The sequence below is a fragment of the Andreprevotia sp. IGB-42 genome, from assembly GCF_009848685.1.
Classification (GTDB): Bacteria; Pseudomonadota; Gammaproteobacteria; order Burkholderiales; family Chitinibacteraceae; genus Andreprevotia.
On sequence record NZ_WXTX01000011.1, the window covers coordinates 113285 to 133763 of the forward strand.

Annotated in this window: 20 protein-coding genes; 3 read left to right on the forward strand and 17 right to left on the reverse strand. The window is 61.7% G+C overall.

The annotated features are described in order from the left end of the window. Positions 1-105 precede the first annotated feature (105 nt). Positions 106-507 carry a nuclear transport factor 2 family protein gene (locus tag IGB42_RS16515; protein WP_159673671.1) on the forward strand — a complete coding sequence of 134 codons (402 nt, stop codon included), beginning with the start codon at positions 106-108 and terminating at the stop codon, positions 505-507. Next, positions 504-962 carry a nuclear transport factor 2 family protein gene (locus tag IGB42_RS16520; RefSeq protein ID WP_159673673.1) on the forward strand — a complete coding sequence of 153 codons (459 nt, stop codon included), beginning with the start codon at positions 504-506 and terminating at the stop codon, positions 960-962. The genes IGB42_RS16515 and IGB42_RS16520 overlap by 4 nt, the downstream gene beginning before the upstream one ends. 24 nt (positions 963-986) lie before the next feature. Here the strand turns inward: IGB42_RS16520 and nudC are convergent, their stop codons facing one another. The 9 genes from nudC to IGB42_RS16560 form a co-directional block, all read right to left on the reverse strand. Beyond that, the gene (gene nudC, locus IGB42_RS16525; RefSeq protein WP_159673675.1) at positions 987-1811 is read right to left on the reverse strand and encodes an NAD(+) diphosphatase; all 825 of its coding nucleotides are present in this window, start codon (positions 1809-1811) and stop codon (positions 987-989) included. Next, the gene (locus IGB42_RS16530) at positions 1804-1971 is read right to left on the reverse strand and encodes a hypothetical protein (RefSeq protein WP_159673677.1); all 168 of its coding nucleotides are present in this window, start codon (positions 1969-1971) and stop codon (positions 1804-1806) included. Before IGB42_RS16530 ends, nudC begins: the two co-directional genes overlap by 8 nt. 126 nt (positions 1972-2097) lie before the next feature. Further along, positions 2098-2538 (reverse strand): SRPBCC family protein, encoded by a 441-nt coding sequence (locus IGB42_RS16535; protein WP_159673679.1) that lies wholly within the window; start codon positions 2536-2538, stop codon positions 2098-2100. After that, positions 2529-3068 carry a DUF4166 domain-containing protein gene (locus IGB42_RS16540; protein ID WP_159673681.1) on the reverse strand — a complete coding sequence of 180 codons (540 nt, stop codon included), beginning with the start codon at positions 3066-3068 and terminating at the stop codon, positions 2529-2531. Before IGB42_RS16540 ends, IGB42_RS16535 begins: the two co-directional genes overlap by 10 nt. Position 3069: 1 nt before the next feature. Then, complete coding sequence (locus tag IGB42_RS22015; protein WP_201799976.1) at positions 3070-3438, reverse strand: DUF1731 domain-containing protein; 369 nt, start codon at positions 3436-3438, stop codon at positions 3070-3072. 27 nt (positions 3439-3465) lie between these two features. Continuing rightward, on the reverse strand, positions 3466-4497 hold the full coding sequence (locus IGB42_RS16545; protein WP_201799977.1) for an NAD-dependent epimerase/dehydratase family protein: 1032 nt from the start codon (positions 4495-4497) through the stop codon (positions 3466-3468). Positions 4498-4708: 211 nt separating this feature from the next. Continuing rightward, entirely contained in the window at positions 4709-6490 is a 1782-nt protein-coding gene (locus IGB42_RS16550; RefSeq protein ID WP_159673683.1) for an ABC transporter ATP-binding protein, read from the reverse strand. A gap of 50 nt (positions 6491-6540) precedes the next feature. Beyond that, on the reverse strand, positions 6541-7335 hold the full coding sequence (locus tag IGB42_RS16555; protein ID WP_236822619.1) for a sulfite exporter TauE/SafE family protein: 795 nt from the start codon (positions 7333-7335) through the stop codon (positions 6541-6543). 124 nt (positions 7336-7459) lie between these two features. Then, positions 7460-7810 (reverse strand): HIT family protein, encoded by a 351-nt coding sequence (locus tag IGB42_RS16560; protein ID WP_159673685.1) that lies wholly within the window; start codon positions 7808-7810, stop codon positions 7460-7462. 337 nt (positions 7811-8147) lie between these two features. On the opposite strand from IGB42_RS16560, the gene IGB42_RS16565 reads away from it, so the two are divergent. Continuing rightward, positions 8148-9161, forward strand: a complete 1014-nt coding sequence (locus IGB42_RS16565) for a hypothetical protein (RefSeq protein WP_159673689.1) — start codon at positions 8148-8150, stop codon at positions 9159-9161. An 82-nt stretch (positions 9162-9243) separates the two neighbouring features. On the opposite strand, the gene IGB42_RS16570 is transcribed toward IGB42_RS16565, so the two are convergent. From IGB42_RS16570 to IGB42_RS16605, 8 genes are all read right to left on the reverse strand, one after another. Next, positions 9244-10641: a dihydrolipoyl dehydrogenase gene (locus IGB42_RS16570; protein WP_159673692.1), complete on the reverse strand. Its 1398-nt coding sequence runs from the start codon at positions 10639-10641 to the stop codon at positions 9244-9246. A gap of 194 nt (positions 10642-10835) precedes the next feature. Then, positions 10836-11567 carry a glutathione peroxidase gene (locus IGB42_RS16575; protein ID WP_159673694.1) on the reverse strand — a complete coding sequence of 244 codons (732 nt, stop codon included), beginning with the start codon at positions 11565-11567 and terminating at the stop codon, positions 10836-10838. 220 nt (positions 11568-11787) lie between these two features. Further along, positions 11788-13722 (reverse strand): alkyl/aryl-sulfatase, encoded by a 1935-nt coding sequence (locus IGB42_RS16580; protein ID WP_201799978.1) that lies wholly within the window; start codon positions 13720-13722, stop codon positions 11788-11790. A 241-nt stretch (positions 13723-13963) separates the two neighbouring features. After that, on the reverse strand, positions 13964-15538 hold the full coding sequence (locus tag IGB42_RS16585) for a DHA2 family efflux MFS transporter permease subunit (RefSeq protein WP_159673697.1): 1575 nt from the start codon (positions 15536-15538) through the stop codon (positions 13964-13966). 24 nt (positions 15539-15562) lie between these two features. Continuing rightward, a complete protein-coding gene (locus tag IGB42_RS16590; RefSeq protein ID WP_159673699.1) occupies positions 15563-16729 on the reverse strand; it encodes an HlyD family efflux transporter periplasmic adaptor subunit in 1167 nt (388 codons plus the stop codon). Positions 16730-16779: 50 nt separating this feature from the next. Next, complete coding sequence (locus tag IGB42_RS16595) at positions 16780-18219, reverse strand: efflux transporter outer membrane subunit (RefSeq protein WP_159673701.1); 1440 nt, start codon at positions 18217-18219, stop codon at positions 16780-16782. Between the two features lie 76 nt (positions 18220-18295). Further along, complete coding sequence (locus IGB42_RS16600) at positions 18296-18808, reverse strand: MarR family transcriptional regulator (RefSeq protein ID WP_159673703.1); 513 nt, start codon at positions 18806-18808, stop codon at positions 18296-18298. An 80-nt stretch (positions 18809-18888) separates the two neighbouring features. After that, positions 18889-20457 (reverse strand): MFS transporter, encoded by a 1569-nt coding sequence (locus tag IGB42_RS16605; protein WP_159673705.1) that lies wholly within the window; start codon positions 20455-20457, stop codon positions 18889-18891. Between the last annotated feature and the right edge of the window lie 22 nt (positions 20458-20479).

A 20479-nucleotide genomic window follows, 5' to 3' on the forward strand; every position in this document is an offset into this window, starting at 1 on the left:
CCGCGCACGCATGACCTGCATGCCTGCCGCGGCATGGCAAAGGCATGCCGGGCCTTCCAGAATGCGCCACAGCAGGGTTGCCTTCGCAGCCCGGAAGGAGCGGCAATGAAACAGGCATGGATGATCTGGGCAAGCGTGCTGCTTGCCCCGCCGGGGTTGGCCGGCATGGTGGACGACACCGCAGCGGTGCGGCAGGTCGCCAGTGATTACGCAACAGGCTGGCAAACTGCGGATGCCGCCAAAGTGGCCGGCACCGTGCATGCGCAAACGGTGCAGCGCAAACTGCGGGCAGGCAGCTTGCAAAGTGCGGATGCAACAGCGCTCACGGCGGCAGTGGCCGGCAACAAATCGGCCAGCAACGCTGCAACGGATATTGCCGTACTTGATGTCTATCACAACGTGGCATTTGCCAGCGTGCGTGGCACGCGGGGCACCGAATACCTGCAGCTGGGCCGCGTGGCCGGGCAATGGAAAATCATCAACATCCTGCAGGGGGCGCAGCCATGAACGCTACCGTGAACCGGCTCATCCCCACGCTATGGCTGGCAAGCACGCTGGTGCTGGGCGCGCAAAGCGCACAGGCCGCCCCGTGCGCCCCCGCTGATTGCAAGGCACTGGATGCCGTTGCGCATGACTATATCGACGGCTGGTACGACGGCAACGCCACGCGCATGCGCAATGCACTGGCCCCCGAGCTGGCCAAGCGCAACCTGGTGCAAGCGACCAACAGCACGCGCATCGATGAAATGGGCGCTGATGGCCTGATCTACTACACCGGCAAAGGTACCGGGGCAACACGCGAGCCCTCACTGCGCCGCGCGGATGTCACCGTGCTGGATGTCAGCGGCGATATGGCGGCGGTAAAGCTGGTGGCGCAGGACTGGGTGGATTACCTGGCGCTGGCGCGCATCAATGGCAGCTGGAAAATCGTCAACGTGGTGTGGGAGCTGCACGCGCATTAGGCCGCAAGGGGCAGAAAACGCCGCTCAGCCAGCGTTTTCCGCCGCCAGCTCGGCCAGCCCTGCGTGGATCAATCGCCACGCAATGCTGGCACCGGAGGGCAGCCCCGGCAATGCATCGGCAGTAAACCACTGTGCATCTTCGATCTCGCCCGGTTGCGGCACGATCTCGCCCGATACGTAATCGGCAAAGAACGCCAGCATCAGCGAGTGTGGAAATGGCCACGACTGGCTCTGGAACCAGCGCAGGTTGGTCACCTTCAGCCCCACTTCCTCCAGCACTTCGCGATGCACGCAATCTTCCACCGATTCGCCGGGCTCCACAAAACCGGCCAGCGCGCTGTACATGCCCGGGCGGAAATGGGGCGAGCGGCCCAGCAGCAGCGCGTTGCCGCGCTTGATCAGCACCATCATCGCCGGCGAGATGCGCGGGTACATACGGTGCGCGCAGGCCGGGCATACCTTGGCCATTTCGCCGTTCTCGATCCGCGTAGCGGTGCCGCAGCGCCCGCAGTGGCGGTGATCACGATCCCAGTGCAGCAACTGCTTGGCGCGTACCGCCACCGCAAAGTGTTCGTCGCTGATCATGCCATGCACCGCGCGCAGGTTGATGGCCTGCAGGTGATCGCCGGCCGCAACCCCGGTGGCCCAGCCCAGCAAGCGGCACGGCACACCATCGAGCGCGCCGATGATCACGTCGAGCTCTGGCGTACCCAGCCCGGTCAGTTCAGGCAGTGCCGGCAAGGTGGCATTACCCCCCAGCAGCAGGTCGCCGCCGGCAAAGGCAAACACCAGCGCAGGCTGATCGGGGGCGGGCAGTGCAAACAGCGGCAGGAAAGCGGTATCAGTCATGCGCCGAGTCTAGCAGCTCCGTTTTGCTGCCGGCACCGGCTATCGCCACCAACTGGCCATCGTGGTAACGCGCCTGCTTGCCCAGCCAGCCGGCTTCGATGTCGGGCACGATGGCCGATGGTCTGCCCAGCTCGCGCAAGCGGGTAGCGCCGATGCTCATGTTGCCTGTCGCCAAAGCCGGGTAGCTCGATCGCCTGTGCCCGGTGTTGCTGGAAATACGGCAACGCCTGTTGCCACCAGCGTGCGCAGCTACCGTTACCGCCCAACAGGTAAAGGGTGATTTGCGTCATGCAGATTCGCAATGGTGGCGCAGTGCCTGCAAACGCCGGCTCGTTTCAAAATGGAAATAGCGCTGCATGATCGGTTCCAGCCAGCGCAGCCACGGCTTGGCGCTGAGATGGTAGCGGAACCGCACTTTGCAGCCTTGCTCACCCACAGGCGTGAACACCCAGCTGCCGGCGAAGCTTTGCAGAAAGAACGGCCCTCGCGTCATGCAGATGGCGGCACGCTCACCCGGCCGGACCGCTACATAGGTCACTTCCATCTGCATGCCGTGCCAGGCAGTGATCCGCAGCCGTACACCGGCAGCCTCGTGCCGTGCGCCATCCAGATAATCGGTGCGGCGGGTGAATGGATCCCATGCGCGGCGGAGCCGATGGCTCTGCGAGGCTGCATAGGCGCTGGCTGCCGGTGCAGCGATCCGGCAGCGGGCATCGATTATCGACATGGTGCACCGCCCGCCGGCAGCAGCCAGCCCTGATAGTGCAGCAGGTCGAGTTCCTGCCCGATGCCGATGCGGACATCGAAATGCAGCCGGCCATCGTATTCACGCTCGATCGCATGCACGCGCAGCGCCCAGCGCGCTGGCACGCGGATGCCAAGAAAATGGGTGGCCGTACTGTGCTGCGCCAGCGTATTGCGGTGGCGCGTACTGGCTAACTGCAAGCGGAACGGACCAAATGATTCGTACAGCTGTGCGCCATCGGCATGCTGGGCCGATGCCATGCGGCGCTGGCCGAAGCGGCGTTGCCAGAGCTCTCCTCCGGCCTGCTCGCGCAGCGTGATGCTGCAAGGCTGGTCCCGCCCTTCCGCCGGCAAGCGGCCGAGCCACAGCAATGCCCGCAACCAGCGCTGGCTGGCCCAGCGCACATCGGCCAGCCCCTGCCAGCAGAGATCATGGTGGCTGTGCAGGGTTTGCAGCAGTGGCGCCAGCCTGGCGTAGTCAGCGCCCAGTACGTGTTGATAGAGGGTGCTCATGTCACGCCTCCGCGCACAGCGCCGCTTCGAGCGAGGGATACCGGAAGGCAAAGCCACTTTCCTGCAGCCGGCGTGGCAGTACGTGCTGGCCGCCGAAGAACAACAACGCCATTTCGCCAGCCAGCAGGCGTACCGGTGTAGCCGGCAGCGGCAACAGTGCCGGGCGGTGCAATACCCGGGCGGCAGTACGGGCAAATTCGGCCTGCGGTTGCGCATCCGGCGCCACCGCGTTGTAGACGCCCTGCATGCTGGCATCCCTCAGTGCACGCGCGATCAGCGCCAGCACATCGTCACGGTGGATCCAGCCCATCAACTGCGTGCCGCTGCCCATGCGTCCACCCAGCCCCAGCCGGAACGGCAGCAGCAGCATCGGCAGCGGGCCGCCGGGGCCGAATACCTAGCCCAGACGCAGCACCACGCGGCGCACGTCCATGATGTCCACCTGTGCGGCGCTCGCTTCCCAGCGCTGGCACAGCGCGCTCATGAATTCATCGGCCGGCGGGGCGTTTTCATCCAGCGGCGCACCGTCGGGCTGGTCGCCATAAAAGCCGATGGCAGAGCCATTGATCAATACCGCCGGCCGGTGGGTGGCAGTACGTATCCACGCCACCAGCGCATCGGTCAGGTCCACGCGGCTGCGCATCAGTACTGCCTTGCGTGCTGCGGTCCAGCGCCCGCCTGCCACCGGTGCACCAGCCAGATTGATCACGGCGTCGAACGCGCAATCGCGTGCCAGCTCATCAAAGCGCCGCACGCTACGTACCTGGCCATCAAACAGGTAGGCCACCCGTACCGGATCACGCGCCAGCAACGTCACCTCATGGCCGGCCACCAGCAGTTGGCGCACCAGTTCGGTACCGATGAAGCCGGTGCCACCCGTCACCAGTACGCGGCGGTGCGCACCGATGAAGGGGTTGGGCGCTGCCGGGGCGGGGTGGCCCAGCCGGAATGCCGCCCAGCCATCGCGCACGCCCGATAGCGCAACGCCCGCAGCAAACACGCTCAGTACCCAACTCGGCCAGCCGTAGTCGTGCACCACCAGCGCGCTGGCTTGCGGCCACCAGTGCATGAGCGCATGCACGGCCAGCAGCCCGAACACCGCACCCCCGTTGATGGCCAGTATCGTGTGCAGTATCCGTTCAGTGGCCGGCAGCTTGCGGCTATTGTCTTCAATCACGAAATCCCACAGCGTCAGCAGTACTTCGATGCCTACCAGCCCGGCCAGCACCAGCAGCCAGCCACCGCGCCATTCCAGCCAGGCAATGCCGGCAAACACCACGCCATACAGCAGCGCGCGTACCGAATGGATGGCCAGCTCCTTGCGTGCGCTGGCCTGGCGCGGCAGTGCCACGGTGAGCTCATGGTGGTAAACGGTATCGAGCGCGCCCAGCACGCCCTGCAGCATCAACAACGATAGAACGATTTCCATGGTGCGCTCCCGCCAATCCCGGGCGCCGCACGATGCGGCTGTCCTGTGCTTATTATTATTCTGTAATTTCTGTTTGTACGGAAATAAAAGATTGTGGTGATGGGGTAGCGCTAAACGCCGGATAGATCGGTGAAGGCGGGGGAAGCCACCGGCTCAGTGCGGTGCAGCGCGACGGCATCGCCATCGCACTACGGTCAGGGCTGTGGCGGCATCAAGCCGGCAATGGGTTGTCGCCCTGCGTTTCACCGGTCTGCAGCCGCCACAGCGCCGCATAGCTGCCATTGGCCTCGACCAGCGCATCGTGCGTGCCGGATTCGACGATACGGCCATGCTCCATCACGTGGATGATGTCGGCATGGCGCACGGTGGAAAGGCGGTGCGCAATCACCAGCGTGGTACGGCCGCGTGCCACCTGGGTGAGCGAGCGCTGGATGGCGGCTTCGGTTTCGTTGTCGACCGCGCTGGTGGCCTCGTCAAGAATGAGGATGGCCGGGTCCTTGAGGATGGCGCGCGCCAGCGCAATGCGCTGCCGCTGCCCGCCGGACAACTTCTGCCCGCGCTCGCCCACCGGTGTGTCGTAGCCTTGCGGCAGCCGCGCAATGAATTCATCCGCTTCCGCAGCACGTCCGGCCGCTTCGATCTGTTGGCGGCTGGCGTGCGGCATGCCGTAGGCAATGTTCTCTGCCACGCTGCCATCGGTAAGGAAAGGCTCTTGCGCCACGTAGCCGATGGCGCGGCGCAAATCCTGCAGGTCGAACCCGGCAATATCCTTGCCATCGATCAGGATGCGGCCCTGTTGCGGCAGGTAGAAGCGCAGCAGCAACTTGATCAGCGTGCTCTTGCCGGAGCCGGTACTGCCCACGAAGCCGACGGTCTTGCCGGCGGGCAGGGTCAGCGACACCTCGCGCAAGGTGGGCTGCGTGCCGTCGTAGCTGAAGCCGATCCCGTCGAACACCAGTTCACCCTGCACTTGCGGACGTGGCAGCGCGGCGCCCGCATACGGGATGCCGATGGGGGTGTTGATCAGCGCCAGCACCCGGTCGATGGATGCCATCGAGCGCTGGTACAGGTCGGCAATTTCTGCCAGGCCGGTAAACGGCCACAGCAGCCGCTGCGTGAGGTAAACCAGTACGCTGTAGCTGCCCACGGCAATCTCGCCGTGCAGCGCCATCCAGCCGCCGTACACAAGGGTCACCACAAAGCCCGCCAGGATCGCCATGCGGATCACCGGCGTGATCGCGCTCGACAGGCGGATGGCTGCGGCGTTGGTGTTCACATATTCGCTGCTGGCTGCTTCGACATGCGCGGCCTCGAAATCTTCCGCCGCATAGCTCTTGATGGTGGCAATGCCGTACAGGTTGTTGTTGAGCCGGCCATTGATGCGGCCTGCCGATTCACGCACCTCGGCATAGCGCGGCGCCAGCCGTTTCTGGAACCAGAACGTGCCCCACAGGATGATGGGCACCGGCAGCAGCGAGATCAGCGCCAGTTTCGGCGCCAGCACCACGAACACGATGCCGATCAGCACCGACGAGCACACGATCTGCAAAATGGCGTTGGCGCCGGTATTGAGAAAGCGCTCCATCTGGTTGATGTCGTCGTTCATCACCGCCAGCAGGTTGCCGCTGGAGCGGTTCTCGAACCAGCCCAGCTCCAGCTTCTGCACATGCGCGTACGCTTCCTGGCGCAGCTGGTGCTGCAGGTTCTGCGCCAGCTCGCGCCACTCCACCGAATACAGGTACTGGAACAGCGATTCACCGCCCCAGATCAGTACGGTAAGGATGCCCAGCCAGATCAGTTGCTGCTGGGTATCCACCACGCCCAACCGCGCCAGAAAGGAATCCTGCTTGCTGACCACCACATCGACCGCCACGCCGATCAATACCTCGGGCAACACATCGAAAAGCTTGTTCAGTGCGGAATAGATACTGGCAAGAATGGCGCTGCGCCGGTACTGGCGCGCGTGTTCAAACAGTTTGCTGAGCGGGGACATGGCAATCTTCTGGTTATGAAGCGCCGCCAGAATATGCCCGAAAGCGCTGTTTAATTCAAAGCCTTGAACAGCAGCGACAGCCCGGTGAGCAAGGTCACCACCTCGAACATGCGCTTGATCAGCCGGTTACCCTTCACCAGCGCCCAGTGCGCGCCCAGGTAACCCCCCAGCAGCGATGCCACCAGTAGCACAGGCACCCACGGCCAGTAAATCCCGGCCTGGAAGGCCAGCGCCAGCGCGCCGGTGCCGTTCCAGAACAGCCCCACCAGCACCAGCGTGTAGGCTACGGCGGATTTGTATTCCAGCCCGTACCAGCGCACCAGCAGCACAGTGACGAATAGCCCGGTGCCGCTGGTGAGCGAGCCATTCAGTGCCCCCACCAGGAACAGCATGCCGCCGCCCAGCCACAGCCGGTGACCGCTGCGGTTGCGTACCTGCGCGGTCTGGCCCAGCAGTGGCGACAACATGGACTGGATCGATAGCCCGATGGTCAGCAGCGCCAGCGCCCACAGCGCGGCATGCTGCGGCACCTGCAAGATCAGCACTGAGCCAAGCAGCACGCCCGGTAGCCCGCAGGCCAGGATGAAGCCCGAAAAACGCCAGTCCAGCGTGCCCGCGCGCAAATGCCGCGCCGTCGCCCCCACGCCCAGCGCCACCGATGCCAGCTTGTGCGTGGCCAGCGCCACGCCGAAAGGCAGGCCGAGGAACAGCAGGATGGGCAATTGCAACAAGCCGGCCCCGCCACCAGCCAGCGCAGACAGGGTATTGGCGATCAGCGAAACAATGAAAAGCAGGGCGGAATCGAGCATCGGCGGGATGATGGCAGAAAACGACTGGCGCTGCATGGAAGAGGCCAGGCTAGGGATGGCTGGGCGCGAAGCGGTGATGCCAAATGTGATTGTGGCTTGTCTCTCGCTATCAGCGAGCCAAGCAATGCGCCGTTGCGCACCTATCGCAGAAAGCCCCCAGCTATGTCAGGCCGTTGGCCGGAGGGGGCGCTGCTTCATCCGGCCGGCGCGGAATCAGGTGGAAATGAACATGCGAGATCTTTTGTCCTGCTGCGGCGCCGTTATTTGATCCGAAGTTGAAGCCGGTGACAGTCGGATCCTCTTTCAACACACCGTCTCTCATCTGTCGCGCCAGTTCGAATAGCGCGTGCAGTTCTTGCGGGCTCAGATCGAATGTATCCGGGACATGCCGCTTGGGGAGGATCAGCGTGTGCAGCCGTCTTACCGGGAATTTGTCCCGCACGGCAAAGACAAGATCATTTTCCGCCAACAAGTCGAGGTTCGCGCGATCACAGAAAATACAGTATGGCATGGCGTTTGGCCCCCGATTCAGCTTGGCTCTTGCAACGACACCCCGGCAGACGAGCGATACGCAGGGCGATGCAAGAACATATCACGACGCCTAGCGATCAACTGCTGCAGTTCACCAGGCATGCCAATTTCAAATCGGTCTCCTTGAGTGCAGATGGGTCATGCCCGCTATCACCCGGAAGGCATGGGAGCGATGACGGCAGAAAGCGTGGCTACATGCCTCATTCAGGCCTTGATGACAGCACCTAGCCTGTAAATTTACTGATGTAGAAATTTTTGTGCAAAAATATGCGGGGATAATTTTAGCTTATGCAAGCAGTATTCAGGGGTTTTAGGGTATGTATCGATTTGCGAAACACGTTGCCAGCCTTTGCCTGGTGTTGTTCTGCCTGCCTTGTTTTGCCGCAACGGCTCCTCCGCTGCCTTCGAGTGACAATGATGTCACCGACAGTGTCCTTCAAATGCTGGGAAATGAGCAGATCGTTGAACTTGATCAGTTTCTTGAGCAATTGAACGTATCGGGCAGCGAAGGAAAGAACGATGACGGCCGCTGGAAGATGAATGCTTATGCAACAGGCCTCGAATACTATTTCTGCAGCGAGAAGGCATGGAAGGTCTATGCCGACTATCTTGATGAACTGAAAAAAGCGAAACCCAAGTCGCCCAGCGTTGCTTTGGCGGAAGCCTCGTACTGGCGTTGCTATGCTTGGGATGCCAGAGGGAGTGGCTATTCCAGCTCTGTTACCGGGCCAGGCTGGAAGCTTTTCAAGGAGCGCTTGAAGCGCGCTGAAGCCTCGTTGAACGAGACAAAATCATTCGCGGCAGCATACCCGCTCTGGTATACGCTGCAGATCCAGAATGCGTCCGAATCCAATGCAGACGTTGCGTATCTTGCCGCACTGGAAAAAGAAGCACTTGAGCGGCACAAGTATTATTACCAGACTTATATCGTGATCGCGCGCTCCCTGACGCCAAAATGGGGCGGAAGCTGGGAAAGCCTTGATCAGTTTGCTGTCGCTTCTACCGCCGGCACGCGACAGGTCGAAGGAGAGTCGATGTATGCACGCCTCTATTGGGCGGTAGATCAGCAATACGGTACCAGCCTGGATATTTTCAAGGAAACCCTGATCAAGTGGCCAAAAATGAAAAAGGGTTTTGAGGACTTGATGCAGCGCTACCCTAAAAGTAAACGCAACCTGAATGCATTCGCTTCGTTTGCCTGCCGGGCCGGGGACAAAGCGACTTTCCTCAAGTTGCAGCTGCAGATCGGCACCGAGGTTGTTCCCAGTGCATGGGCAAGCAATTACTCGATGGATCTGTGCCAGAACATCTTCAAAGGCAAGTCGGTCTAATCTGTAATGAATGAAGCAGGGCCAGCCATGGTATGGCCGGCCCTGCTTGCTGTTGATGGCTGCTGTTTAGTGCCTCGGCTGTTTACTGGCTTGCCGCCAACTTCGCAGCAGCATCCCGCAGTGCAGTACGCAAGCCTTCCTCGATCACGGGATGATAGAACGGCATATCCAGCATCTCGTGGATGGTCAGCCCCATTTGCAATGACCAGGCCAAGGTGTGCGCGATGTTCTCTGCACGCGGGCCCATCCATTCGGCCCCCAGGAAGGCGCCGGTGGCCTTGTCCGCATACACGTGCATCAGCCCGCGGTTTTTCAGCATCACGCGTGAACGGCCCTGATCCTCGAAGCTCACCTCGCCAACCACGAAGCTATCGGGTTTCAGTTCCACGAAGCGCTTGCCCACCAGCGCCAGCTGCGGGTCGCTGAACACCACCGCAATCGTTGCCCGGCGCAGGCCCGGCAGCACATGAGGATAGCTGGCGGCATTGACGCCGGCGGTTTTGCCCTCGTCCGCCGCTTCGTGCAGCAGCGGCAAGAAGTTGTTGGCATCGCCGGCGATGAAGATCGCGCTGTTGCCACACTGCAGCGTATCCGGATCGAACAGCGGCACACCGCGCGCATCCAGCGCCAGCCCGGTGTTTTCCAGCCCCAAGTGCTTGACGTTGGGTGTGCGGCCGGTGGCGGCCAGCACGTATTCAAAGCGCTCGGTCACGGTTTCGCCAGCCAGGTTCACGTAGCGGATCACCGCTTCGTCGCCATCGCGCGCCATGTCCTCGATCTTCGCCTGCGTATCCAGGTAGAACTCCTGCTGGAATGCACGCAGCGCATAGTCGCGGATCGCAGGGTCGGACAAATGGCCGACACCGCCACGCGCGCCGAATACCCGCACCGTCACCCCCAGCCGCGACAAGGCCTGCCCGAGTTCCAGCCCGATCACGCCAGGGCCGAACACCGCCACGCTGCGCGGCAGGGTCTGCCAGGCAAACACGTCGTCGTTCACGACGAGGCGATCACCGAACACCTTGAAGGCATCCAGCACGGCCGGGCTGGAGCCGGTGGCAATCACGATGCGGCTGGCGTGCACGCGGGTGTGCTCGTCCACCTGCAGCGTGGTGTTGTCGATGAAGCGCGCATAGCCCACCAGCTTGTCATCCTGCGGGATGCTATCCACGCCGCGCACCACGAAGCCCACGAAGCGGTCACGTTCGCTGCGCACGCGCGCCATTACCTCGCGGCCATCGATGACGATTTCGCCCTGCACATGCACGCCAAACGGCGCCGTATGGCGCAGCTCGTGCGCGGCATCGGCCGCGGCAATCAGCAACTTGGAAGGCATGCAGCCCACGCGGGCGCAGGTGGTGCCATAGGCACCGCCTTCGATCACCACGGCGGTTTTGCCAGCCGCCTTGGCGGCCCGGTAGGCGGCAAGGCCGGCAGTGCCGGCGCCGATCACGGCAACGTCGGTATGGATGATGTTCATATGCTGCTCCTTGTTATCGGTATAAGCGTGATGCAATGGTCAGGCTGCATCGTGCCGACATCCGGCACGATCTCGTCTGGCAACTACGGGGGGCCGATATCCGGCTCAATCGCGTCTGGCAACTACAGGGGGCCGATATCCGGCACGATCCCGTCTGGCAACTGCAGGGGGCCGGTACAGCCCCCTGCGTGTGCTTACTTCACCAGGTACTTTTCCAGCGCTTCGGCGCCGCCGATCAGCTTGCCGTTGATGAAGATCTGCGGCGCAGTCATTTCACCGGAGATGGCGCCCAGCACCTTGCCGCGGATCTTGTTGTCCAGCGGCACGTCGATGTAATCGATGCCCTGCTGGCTGAGCAGATTCTTGGCCTTGGCGCAGAACGAGCAACCCACCTTGCTGAACACCACCACCTGATCCGGGGTCTTCGCGGCCGGGGCAATATGGTTGAGCATGGTGTCGGCGTCCGATACTTCGAACGGGTCGCCTTCCTTTTCCGGCTCGATGAACATCTTGCTCACCACGCCGTCTTTGACCAGCATCGAATAGCGCCAGCTACGCTTGCCAAAGCCCAGGTCAGCCTTGTCCACCAGCATGCCCATGCCGTCGGTGAATTCGCCATTGCCGTCCGGGATCATCACGATATTTTGTGCTTCCTGGTCTTTCGCCCATTCGTTCATCACGAAGGTATCGTTCACCGATACACACAAGATGGCGTCCACACCGTTGGCCTTGAACACCGGTGCCAGCTCGTTGTAGCGCGGCAGGTGGGTGGACGAACACGTCGGGGTGAATGCGCCCGGCAGCGAGAACAACACCACGGTCTTGCCAGCGAAGAGATCGTCGGTGGTGACGTTCTTCCATTCGTTGTTTTCGCGGATGCGGAAAGTCACGTTCGGTACGCGTTGGCCTTCTTGATTCTTCAGCATATGTAGCTCCTTGCGGTTTGGTTTCCAGCTGCATTGCAGCGACAAGACGGAGTATCCGGACTCCATATCGATTGGTCTAATTGATTGTCGCAAGGTTCTTGGTAAATAAAAACTATTGATCTATATCAAATGCGCTGGTCATTCTGCTTGAGCCTGCGCAAGCGCCACCAAGAAAAACGCCCCCTGCAAAGGGGGCGTTTGTTGGCATGGCAAGCAGGAATCAAGGCTCGGCAATCGTGAACCAGAAGTCGAATTTGTCGAAGTTCCCCAGCATTTCCCGGAACTTGGCTTTGTCGCCTTCGATCTTCACTTCGCCGCTATCCGCCAGGTTGCCCAGCTTGAGCTTGCCCAGCGCAATATCATTCAGCGTGCTGCGGTCAAGGGTAACGGTGCCATCGGCCTTATCCAGTTGCTTGCCTTTGCTGTAGTTCATCACGCCATTTTTCACCGTCAGCACATACTCTTCCTTGATATCCGGGAAGCGCAGGTTGTACGCATATGCCTTGGTCCCGGCTTTTGGCCCATTCAGGTGGATGGCCAGGAAGTCGAGGAACATCGGTGTGGTCATGCCGCGGATGATATCGGGTGAGCTGGTATTGGGCGTTGCCATCTTCTTCACGCCACCACGCAGCTCCTGTGCACCGGACAGGTAGAAATTGCGTGCCGGGCCCGATTCGGCCTGGTACCCCAGCTGCTCCAGCGCATCGGCTTCCACATCGCGTGCGGCCTGGTTTTTAGGATCGGCAAAGACCACCTTGTTGGCTACGGTAGCTGCCCAGCGATACTCTCCCTTGTCGTATGCTGCCTTGGCGGTGGCGACCATCTTGTCCGCGCCAACCATTTCCACATATTTTCTGGCTTCATCGATAGGAGGAAGCGGATCGAAGTTTGCCGGATTGCCATCCCAGAAGCCCAGGTAGAGCTGGTAGGTTGCACGGACGTTATGTTTGAGATTGCCATAGTAGCCCCGGCTGTAAAACTCTTTGGCCAGGCTGTCCGGCAGCACAAACTGCTCGGCGATTTCATGCATGGTCAGGCCCTGATTGGCCATGCGCAAAGTCTGGTCATTGATGTACTTGTACAGGTCGCGTTGTTTTTCCAGGTGTTGAACCACGCGTTCATTGCCCCATTGCGGCCAGTGATGGCTGCCGAAAGACACCACGGTATCCTTGCCCCACATATCGATGGTCTGATCAAGGGTACCGGCCCATTTCTGGGCACTACGCACCTTGGCGCCGCGCAAGGTCAGGATGTTATGCAGCGTGTGATTGCTGTCTTCGGCCAGATCCAGTGCTTTGAACTGCGGGAAATAAAACAGCATTTCTGCCGGCGCTTCGGTACCGGGCGCCATCTGGAACTCCACGTCGATGCCGTCCACGGTGAGCTTCTCACCGGTTTTGCTGATCAGTTTGTTGGGCTCGAACAAAGTGATGTTGCCTGCTGCGGTGGTCAAACCCAGGCCGCCACCCACGCTGCCCCGTGCATTCTTGGGCAGCAGGTTGCCATACATATACGATGCGCGGCGGCTCATCACATTGCCGGCAAATACGTTCTCGCTCAGCGCTTCTTCCATGAAGCCTTCCGGTGCGATCACCGGCACCTTGCCCGACTTGGCATCTTTCTCGTCGACCATCGCGCGGATACCGGCGAAATGGTCAACGTGCGAATGGGTGAAAATCACTGCGGAGACCGGCAGCTTTTCAACCTTGCTGTTGATCAGGTCAAGCGCCGCCTTGGCTGTTTCCGTCGAAGTCAGCGGATCGATGACCACCCAGCCGGTTTTGCCGCGGATGAAGGTGATGTTGGCAAGATCGATATTGCGAACCTGGTAGATGCCGTCCACCACCTTGAACAAACCGCGGATGGCCAGCAATTGCGATTGGCGCCACAGGCTGGGATTGACCGTAGCCGGCGTTGCGCCTTCCTGCTTGAGAAAATCGTATTGGGACAGGTCAATCACCGTGTTGCCGCTTTCCCCCTTGATGACAGGGCTTGGCAGGTCGGCAATGAAGCCTTTGCGGGCGTCTTCAAAATCCTGCTTGTTTGAAAATGGCAGATAGTTGGCCAATGCGTCGTTGGCTTCGCGGGTTGCCGCCGTTGCATCATTCGGGGCAGCTTGTGCCGTGCCCACGCACATCAGGGTAGAAAAGACCATAACTGCGATTTTGCGGGGAAGTGCGGTATGCATTCTTCAGCTCCAATCTTTAACTTCACGATAAAAACGGGCCATGCAGCAATGTATTCCAGTGCTGCCGAAATGATCGTGCAAGGAATGAAGAAGAATTTATATCGGTTTATACCCGTACAAATTAAAAGCATTGGTAAGTAATGATGGCAGGCACGTGAAAAACGGCGCCCTCGGGCGCCGTTTCCGGTGTTGCAACCGGGCTGCTGGCCTAGTGGCCGCCGCCCGCACCTGCCGCAGCACCAAATGGTGGCCGCGTGCGCCATACAAAGAAGATCAGCATGAAGAAGATGATGCCGGTGGCCCAGAACATCTCGCTGGTGGCCAGCTGAAACGCCTGCTGGTTGATCACCGCCTCGATACGGCTGTACGACGCAGCCTCGGACAGCCCCAGCCCCTGCAGCTTGCTCACGTAATCCGCGCTGGCCGGGTTGGCCGCATTCACATGTTCCACCAGCCGCGCATGATGGAAGCTGGCGCGGTGGTCCCACATGAACACGATGATGGCAGTGGCAAAGCTGCCCGAAATCGTACGGAAGAAGTTGGACAAACCCGATGCCGCCGCCAGCTTTTCCGGCGGGATGCCGGACAGGATGATCTGGTTCACCGGAATGAAGAAACACGCCACGCCGATACCCTGGATCAGCCGCGGGATGATCACCTGATCGAACGCGGTATCGAGGTTGAAGCTGGCATACCAGAACATGGTGGCGCCAAACACCGCGAACGAGATGGTGGCTATCCAGCGCAGGTTCAGCTTCTGGATGTTCTTGCCGATGATGGGCGACAGGAAGAACGCCAGCACCCCCACCGGCGCGGTGGCAAGGCCGGACCACGTCGCGGTGAAGCCCAGCACCGTCTGCAGCCACAGCGGGAACAACACCGTGCTGCCGAAGAAGCAGAACATCCCCAGGCTGAGCACGATCACGCCGTAGCGGAAGTTGTGCTCTTTCAGCAGCGACAGATCCACCGCCGGGTGCTCGTCCGTCAGCTCCCAGATGATCAGGAACGTCAGCGCCACCGCGGCTACCACGGCCAGCGTCAGGATGGTCGGGCTGGAGAACCAGTCCATGTCGTTGCCGTTGTCCAGCACCAGCTGCAGGCTGCCCACGCCGACAAACAGCAGGATCAGGCCGATGGTATCGATCGGTTGCTTGGTGATCTTCGATTCGCGCCCTTTCAGCCCGCTCATCACCAGCCAGCCGGCCAGGATGCCCACCGGCACGTTGATGTAGAAAATCCACGGCCAGTGATAGTTGTCGGTAATCCAGCCACCCAGCATGGGGCCGAAAATCGGCGCCACGATCACCGTCATTGCCCACAGCGCCAGTGCCAGGCCTTTTTTCTCCGGCGGGTAGTTCTTCAGCATCAGCGCCTGCGACAGCGGCACCATCGGGCCGGACACCAGCCCCTGCATGAAGCGGAAAAACACCAGCGAGTGCAGGCTGTCGGCCATGCCGCACAGCGCGGACATCAGCGTGAACAGCCACACCGAGATCACGAAACAGCGTACTTCGCCAAAGCGGCGCGCCAGCCAGCCGGTCAGCGGCACCACGATGGCGGCAGCCAGGCCGTACGAGCTGATCGTCCATGTGCCCTGGCTGGCCGAAGCGCCCAGGTCACCGGCGATATGCGGTACCGAGACGTTGACGATGGTGGTATCGAGCACTTCCATGAAGGTCGACACCGCCAGCGCCACCGTCATCAGCGCCAATTTGGCGCCATGCAGCGGCGGCAGTGCCTCCGGCGGGGCGGCCGCTGGCGCGCCTTTTGCAACTTCAGACATAAACTCGGTGCTCCGGAGTGGGGCTTAGCGGCGGTTGCCGGCGTTCTTGGCCACGATGGCGTCGGCAATGGCTTCGGCTTCGGTCAGCGGTTGGTCGAATGCCTTGGTTTCCAGTACCGAATCATTGTTCGGATTGGATGCCAGTACCGCACCGTCGCGGTCATGCGTATCCACGGTCACCACGGTGGACAGGCCGATGCGCAGCGGGTGTTCCGCCAGTTGCTTCGGGTCCAGCAGGATGCGTACTGGCACGCGCTGCACCACCTTGATCCAGTTGCCGGTGGCATTCTGCGCCGGCAATAGCGAGAACGCGCTACCGGTCCCTGCCGACAAACCCAGCACCTTGCCGGTGTATTCCACCTTGCCGCCGTACAGGTCAGCCTCGATCTTCGCCGGCTGGCCGATGCGGATGTTCTTCAGCTCGGATTCCTTGAAGTTGGCGTCCACCCACAGCTGGTTCAGCGGCACGATGGTCAGCAGCGATGCACCCGGGCTCACACGGGCACCGACCTGTACGCTGCGCTTGGCAATCTGGCCCGATACCGGCGCCACGATGGCGTTGCGGCGCGAGGTCAGCCACGCCTGCACATAGTTGGCCTTGGCGGCCAATACACTCGGGTGCTCGGTCAGCTTCACGCCGTCGATACCGGCATTGGCCGATTCAAACTGCTTCTGCGCCACTTCCAGCGCGGCCTGCGCGGTGGCTACTGCCTGCTTTGCGTGCTCCACGTCCTCGCCCGATACCGCCTGATCGGCCAGCAACGGCGCGCGGCGTGCCAGATCGTCCCTGGCCTTGGCAACGTCGATTTTCTTCTGCGCCAGCGTGGCGTCCACCTGATCGGCATTCGCGTATTGCTGGCGCAAGGTGCGCACGGTTTCGCCCAGCTTGGCTTCGGCCTGGCGCAGCGCCACGGTGGCATCGGCCGGGTCCAGCTTGATCACGTCCTGGCCCGCTTTCACGTATTGCGTTTCGTCGGCGCGGATTTCCGTCACGGTGCCGGTCACTTGTGAAGTCAGGTTGACGGTATTGCCGCCCACGTAGGCGTTGTCGGTTTCCTCGCGCTGGCTCAGCACGGTGGTGTAGTAGATGGCATAGCCGATGCCGGCGGCAATGAACAGCGCAGTGGATGCCAGCAGCAGGGGCTTGCGGCGGCTGTTCTTCGGGCTTGGGGTGCTTGTTTCGGTCGTCATGCGGGCTCCGGATCTCGGTTGATTCGCTCGTTATTCGTGTTCGGTATGGTTTATTCGGCGCTGGCGACCGGATCGGCCGGTGCCTGGTAACCACCACCCAATGTCTTGATCAGCGCAACATCGGCATCGAGGCGTGCCTGCTGCAGCTGCAGTGCCAGCTCGCGCTGGCCCAGCACCGCCAGTTGCGCCTGGATTTGCGCGCTGCGGTCGACAAGGCCGGTCTTGAGGCGGGCAGTTGCCGTCTTCAGCTGGGCATCGGCTGCGCGCTGGCCGTCACTCTGCGCGCGGCTCTGTGCTTGCAGCCCTTGCGTGGCAATGATGTTCTGCGCCACATCGCGCACTGCGTTCACCACTGCCTGGTTGTAATCGGCAATCACTTCATCGCGCTTGGCGCGCTGCGTGCCCAGCTGAGCAGCCAGACGGCCGCTGTCGAAGATCGGCAGGCTGATCGATGGCATGAAGGTGGCGGCGCGGCTTTGCCACAGCAGCAGGTTGCCCGGCTCGATGGAGTCCAGCCCGAACGATGCGTTGATTTCCACGGTCGGGTAGAACGCCGCCTTGGCCGATTCGATCTTCGACAGGTTGGCTTCCACGCGCCAGCGCGCGGCCTGCAAGTCAGCACGGCGCGCCAGCAACTGGTAACCCAGCGTGGTGGGCGCTGCAGAATCGGTCTTGGGCAGCGCTTGCGGCTTGAGTGCGATCAGCGCATTGGCATCGCCACCGATCAACGCACGCAACGCTTCCTTGTCCTGGCCAGCCTGCGATTCCAGCGCGGCAATCTGCCGGTCGGTCAGCGCGATATCGCCTTGCGAGGTCTGGCGCGCGGTGATCGGGTCCAGCCCGCGATCGAGACGCTTCTTGCGCAGCTCGTTCAGCGCCACTTGCTGGCTGCGTTCTTCACGCAGCACCGCAAGGCGTGCCCAGTCGGCCTGCAGCCTGAAATAGGTTTGCGCCACGGCGGCGGAGAGGCCTTGTTCTGCCTGTGCGGTATCGGCACGTGCGGCATTGATTTCGCCCACGGCGGCAGCGATTGCCGCGCGGTGCTTGCCCCACAGGTCGAAGTCGTACGAAGCGCGCAGCGTTACCGCGTTGTCGGTAAACCAGGTGCCGCCGATCGGTGGCGGAAACAGGCCATTGGGCGAGTAGCGCAGCCGGTTCACGCTGGCGTCGCCGGTCACGTTGATGCCTTCGGCAGCATGCTGCGTCGCCAGTGTGGCGCGGGCGGTATTCAGGCGGGCAGCGGCGACGGCCATGCTGGTACCGTCCTTCAGCGCTGCATCGATCAGGGCATCGAGTTGCGCATCGTTGTAACGCGTCCACCAGCGGGCTTCCGGCCAGCCTTCGCGCGCCAGCTTGATGCCGGCAGCCAGCTGCGCGCCGGCGATGTCGCGCTGGGGCAGGGTATCCGATTCCGGCGGGATTGCCGCACATGCGGCCAGCAGCAAGGCCAGTGCAACAGGCGTAAGTTTATTGAGGTTCAAATAATTCATTTTTTAACCGTATGGGTAAAAAAGGGGAAGGTCGGGCTTGGCAGGCCGGCGTTGCCGCCGGGCTGCTGCAGTCTTTTCAATTGGCTGATTCGGTCAGAACGCGTTTCAGCAGGCGTTCCAGCTGGTCTTTTTCATCCTGCTCCAGCACGTTGAACACGTTGTGCACACGCTGGCGCAGCACCGGCAACAGCTTCATCACTTCGTCATCGCCGGCAGCGGCAAGGCGCAAATCCACGCGGCGGCGGTCATCCGGGTTGGGGGCGCGTTCCAGCAGGCCCTTGGCCACCAGTTCATCGCAAATGCGTGTGACATTGGCGCGGGATTCGCCGCTGGCTTCCGCCAGTTCGGATGGGTTCAGTGCTTCGTTCGGTTTGCTGAACAGCATCATCAGCGCGGTGAAGCTCACCGGGTTCAGCTCGTGTTCACGCAATACATCGCTCATGCGGCTATGCAATGCCGCTTGCAGGTGCTTCACCAGGTGGATCAGCACCACGTTCTGGACGCTGTTTTCCGGGATGCGGCGGCATACCAGATTGATCTTGTCCTCGACGGCGCGAAAGCTGGCGGGAATAGTGTCTTTTTGATTCATAACAAAATAGTACATAAATTAACTATTAATTTGCAACTGCTTTTTACTGCCGTTCATCGGTATACAACCGGATCATGGAACTAACGCATTGCGCGTTGCGTCAGTGCCACTGCGCCGGCCGCCATGGCCAGCAAGGCAATGCCGACAAACAGGTGATCACTGGCAATCAGCGCTGCCTGCCGGTCGATCTCTGCTGACCACTGCGCCAACATGGCAGGGGACGGCGGGTCGGGCAGCATCCCGGCCACCGTGGCATGATCGAAGCGGCCGATGAGGTCAGTGCGTGCTTCGGCCTTCACGTCCTGCAGCAGCAGGCTGGTGATGCCCAGCCCCAATGCGCCGGCCAGCTCGCGCAGGATGTTCTTCAACTGGTAGGCATGCGCAAAGTCGGCGCCGTCGAAATCTGAATACGTCATGCTGGCCACCTGCACCATGATCAGCACGAAGGTACTGCCCTGCAGCAGGATGGCGGGCAGCAGCACCGTTACCGATGCGCCCGGCATCGCCATGTGCGATAGCCACAGCGCGGCAATGGCCAGCACGGCGAAGCCACAGGCAATCACCCGCCGCTTGCCGAACACACGCGGAAACTGCCAGGTATGCACGACGGTGGCCGCCAGCGTGATGCCGCCGCCCAGCGTCATCAACAGGCCGGTGGTGGAAAAATCAAAGCCCATCCCCTCCTGCAGGAAGGACGCCATCAGGAAGCTCCAGCCACCATTGATCAGGTAGAACAAACCGTAAAAAGCCAGCCCCACCAGGTAGCGGCGGCTGCCCAGCCGGCGCACGTCCAGCCATGGGTCAGGGTGGCGATGCAGCCGCACGGCAATGAACAACACTACGGCCGCGCCAGCCAGCATCCACGGCAGCAGGCCGGCCACACCGCCCGGGCGCAGGTAGCGCAAATCCTGCAGGCCGTGCAGCAACAGCAGTGTGCCAAAGCCGAATGCCAGCATTGCCGGCCAATCCAGGTGTCCCATCGTGCGGTCCGGGGGCGGGTTGGCGCGGCGCGGGTAAATGAAGTACACCAGCGGCAACAGCGCGGCGGCGATGGCCGCCTGCAACAGGAATACGCTGTTCCAGCCATCACGCATCACCAGTTCGGCCGATACCCAGGGTGCCAGCGCCATCAGCCCGTTGGCGCCGATGCCGAAGCCCCAGAACAGCGCCAGCCGTTCACGCGGCTGGCTGACCAGTTGCACGATCACGCGCGCGGCGGTGAATAGCCCGCCACCGCCCAGGCCCTGCACGATGCGTGCCGCCACCAACTGGTCGATATTGCCGGACATCGCACACGCCACCGCGCCCAGTGCAAACAGCGCCAGCGATGCCAGCGTATAGCTGCGGTAGCTGATGCGGTGGGCAATCCGGCCGATGATCAGGTTGGCGATCACCGCCGCTGCCGCATAGCCGCTGATCGCCCACAGATATTCCTCCGGCGATGCGTGCACGCCGCCACGGATGTGGCTGCCGGCAATGCCGATCATCGCACCGGCAATGAAATCGACGCCGGTCACCAGCCCGGCCAGCAGGCCGAACAGGTAGACATGCGCACCGCTCATTTCCGGGTGACTGGCCAGCAGCGGCGGGCGCGCAGGCGGCACGGGGGTGATAACGGGGGTGGCGGGTGTAATGCGTGCAGTATCCATCGCAGCACCTTATATTGTGTGC

Bases quoted from the DNA above. Each gene is read 5' to 3' on its own strand.
- IGB42_RS16515 (WP_159673671.1), top strand. From the start codon at position 106: ATGAAACAGGCATGGATGATCTGGGCAAGCGTGCTGCTTGCCCCGCCG.
- IGB42_RS16520 (WP_159673673.1), top strand. From the start codon at position 504: ATGAACGCTACCGTGAACCGGCTCATCCCCACGCTATGGCTGGCAAGC.
- nudC (WP_159673675.1), bottom strand. From the start codon at position 1,811: ATGACTGATACCGCTTTCCTGCCGCTGTTTGCACTGCCCGCCCCCGAT.
- IGB42_RS16530 (WP_159673677.1), bottom strand. From the start codon at position 1,971: ATGAGCATCGGCGCTACCCGCTTGCGCGAGCTGGGCAGACCATCGGCC.
- IGB42_RS16535 (WP_159673679.1), bottom strand. From the start codon at position 2,538: ATGTCGATAATCGATGCCCGCTGCCGGATCGCTGCACCGGCAGCCAGC.
- IGB42_RS16540 (WP_159673681.1), bottom strand. From the start codon at position 3,068: ATGAGCACCCTCTATCAACACGTACTGGGCGCTGACTACGCCAGGCTG.
- IGB42_RS22015 (WP_201799976.1), bottom strand. From the start codon at position 3,438: ATGCTGCTGCTGCCGTTCCGGCTGGGGCTGGGTGGACGCATGGGCAGC.
- IGB42_RS16545 (WP_201799977.1), bottom strand. From the start codon at position 4,497: ATGGAAATCGTTCTATCGTTGTTGATGCTGCAGGGCGTGCTGGGCGCG.
- IGB42_RS16550 (WP_159673683.1), bottom strand. From the start codon at position 6,490: ATGTCCCCGCTCAGCAAACTGTTTGAACACGCGCGCCAGTACCGGCGC.
- IGB42_RS16555 (WP_236822619.1), bottom strand. From the start codon at position 7,335: ATGCAGCGCCAGTCGTTTTCTGCCATCATCCCGCCGATGCTCGATTCC.
- IGB42_RS16560 (WP_159673685.1), bottom strand. From the start codon at position 7,810: ATGCCATACTGTATTTTCTGTGATCGCGCGAACCTCGACTTGTTGGCG.
- IGB42_RS16565 (WP_159673689.1), top strand. From the start codon at position 8,148: ATGTATCGATTTGCGAAACACGTTGCCAGCCTTTGCCTGGTGTTGTTC.
- IGB42_RS16570 (WP_159673692.1), bottom strand. From the start codon at position 10,641: ATGAACATCATCCATACCGACGTTGCCGTGATCGGCGCCGGCACTGCC.
- IGB42_RS16575 (WP_159673694.1), bottom strand. From the start codon at position 11,567: ATGCTGAAGAATCAAGAAGGCCAACGCGTACCGAACGTGACTTTCCGC.
- IGB42_RS16580 (WP_201799978.1), bottom strand. From the start codon at position 13,722: ATGGTCTTTTCTACCCTGATGTGCGTGGGCACGGCACAAGCTGCCCCG.
- IGB42_RS16585 (WP_159673697.1), bottom strand. From the start codon at position 15,538: ATGTCTGAAGTTGCAAAAGGCGCGCCAGCGGCCGCCCCGCCGGAGGCA.
- IGB42_RS16590 (WP_159673699.1), bottom strand. From the start codon at position 16,729: ATGACGACCGAAACAAGCACCCCAAGCCCGAAGAACAGCCGCCGCAAG.
- IGB42_RS16595 (WP_159673701.1), bottom strand. From the start codon at position 18,219: ATGAATTATTTGAACCTCAATAAACTTACGCCTGTTGCACTGGCCTTG.
- IGB42_RS16600 (WP_159673703.1), bottom strand. From the start codon at position 18,808: ATGAATCAAAAAGACACTATTCCCGCCAGCTTTCGCGCCGTCGAGGAC.
- IGB42_RS16605 (WP_159673705.1), bottom strand. From the start codon at position 20,457: ATGGATACTGCACGCATTACACCCGCCACCCCCGTTATCACCCCCGTG.